Below are 1,915 nucleotides of genomic sequence, written 5' to 3' on the forward strand. Positions count from 1 at the left end.
TTTCATTTTGCCAAGCTGCTCAGCACTTTCCCTTGCAGCCTTTGGAAGACCCGCTGGCAAAAAGAACCCAGCTACGAAGATGGCGATCAGACCAAAAAACAACAACACTGTAACTCGACCCGGCGCAGATTGTTTCTCCTCGCTCATACCTGCTCCATCCAACGCTGAGTGGAGCGAGCCCGAGTCCCCTCTGAAACAATTGGATGAATCTGCTCAGACTCCACAGCAAACGTGCACTGCAGGCTCGGGATTCGCTCCCACGGCTTGAAACTCATCTAAGCCCTATGGGTATGTTAAAATTTTGGTGGCACGGAGAGGTGTAATTGAAAGCTCCTCCCCGCGCCAATAAACCTAACCCTTAAAAAGAAAGGTCTACGGATGAGATTCTATCAATCCTCCACAGAATTCAACTGCGGAATCGATCTTCATGCTCGCTCCATGTACGTCTGTGTCGTGGATCGGGAGGGCAAAAAGTTGTTGCACATGAACATCAAAAACAACGACTTCGCTTTCTTCCTCAAAAAGATCGCTCCCTGGAAACACGACATCACCATCTGCTGCGAATGCCTCTTCTTCTGGTATTGGCTGGCTGATAAGTGCGCCGAGGCCAAGCTGGAGTTTGTCCTGGCCCACGCTCTTTATGTCAAAGCCATCCATGGTGGCAAAAACAAGAATGACCGCATCGACTCCGAAAAACTGGCCCATCTGTTGCGCTCCAATCTCATCCCCTACGCCTACGTTTACCCGGCGGCCCAACGCCCCGTGCGCGCTCTGCTTCGTCAACGCGCCGGTTACGTGTGGGAACGAGCCGATCTGATTAAGCGCATCCAGTGTTTCCAATTGGCCGAGGGCCAGGAACCGGTGGCTCGCGGCGCCCGCAATCGCGATCCCTGGGAGGAACGACTCATTCAGTCCTACCCTGATCCCCATCATCAACTCTCCCTCCAAGCCCACCTGACCATGATCCGCCATTACGACGAACAAATCCTGCTTCTGGAAGGCCAGCTCCTTAAAACCACCCGGCGCCTGCGCTCCAAGGATTACGCTCTGCTCAAGACCGTGCCGGGTATTGGCCAGACCCTGGCCTTAACTCTTCTCTACGAAATCGACACCATCGAACGCTTTGAAACGGTGCAACGCTTTTGCAGCTACTGCCGTCTGGTCAAAGGCACGGTGGCCAGCGCCGGGAAGATCAAGGGTCTGCGCGGAGCCAAGCTGGGCAATCCCTACTTGCGCTGGGCCCTGGGGGAGGCGGCCATGCTGGCCAAACGCCATTGTCCTTTGATCGCCACTTACTATGAAAGCCTGGAAGCCAAGGTCGGTAAATTCAAAGCCAACACCATCCTGGCCAACAAAATCGGTCGCGCCGTTTACTTCATGTTGAAGAACGGCACAGCCTTCGATTTGGAACAATTGGTGGGAAAGCTTTCTTAACATGACTTTAACCCTGAGACCCGACGGGAACCGTACGCCTAACTGGGACCCCTTGTTGATCAGCCCGGTTGCCACTGGAGATGAATCCTTGCACGCGCTAGTGCCATTCCTCCTGGATGGGCGATCCCGCGGTGAACTGCTGGTCTTGAATGGAGCCGTCGGCTCAGGGTTACTCGCTTTGGACAACTCGATGGGGCCACACCCCCGTTCACCTGGGTGGGATAATCTTCCCGAGTTACCCCCAGGCACCGGGCCATCTCCGACGAGCGTGGGGGGCCCATTCTCGATGGCGTCGTTGCCTGGGGATAACTCTCCCTGGTTTGACAACGTCTGGGCTCCCGACCAGAGCGTCATTCATTTTGTTGCTTTTGCCTCCAACGATAATCCACCCCAACGGCCAGTCCGCCTTTTACTGGGGTGTGGATCATCTTGAAATCCGCACAATCAAATTCCTATTGAATGGATAGCCGATGGGTGCACC

Annotated in this window: 1 protein-coding gene; it reads left to right on the forward strand. The window is 54.7% G+C overall.

The window, feature by feature from the left end; genetic code table 11:
- Positions 1 to 378 precede the first annotated feature (378 nt).
- Positions 379 to 1,434 carry an IS110 family transposase gene (locus V6D20_05590; GenBank protein ID HEY9815264.1) on the forward strand — a complete coding sequence of 352 codons (1,056 nt, stop codon included), beginning with the start codon at positions 379 to 381 and terminating at the stop codon, positions 1,432 to 1,434.
- Positions 1,435 to 1,915 lie beyond the last annotated feature (481 nt).

Source organism: Candidatus Obscuribacterales bacterium (genome assembly GCA_036703605.1).
Classification (GTDB): Bacteria; Cyanobacteriota; Cyanobacteriia; order RECH01; family RECH01; genus RECH01.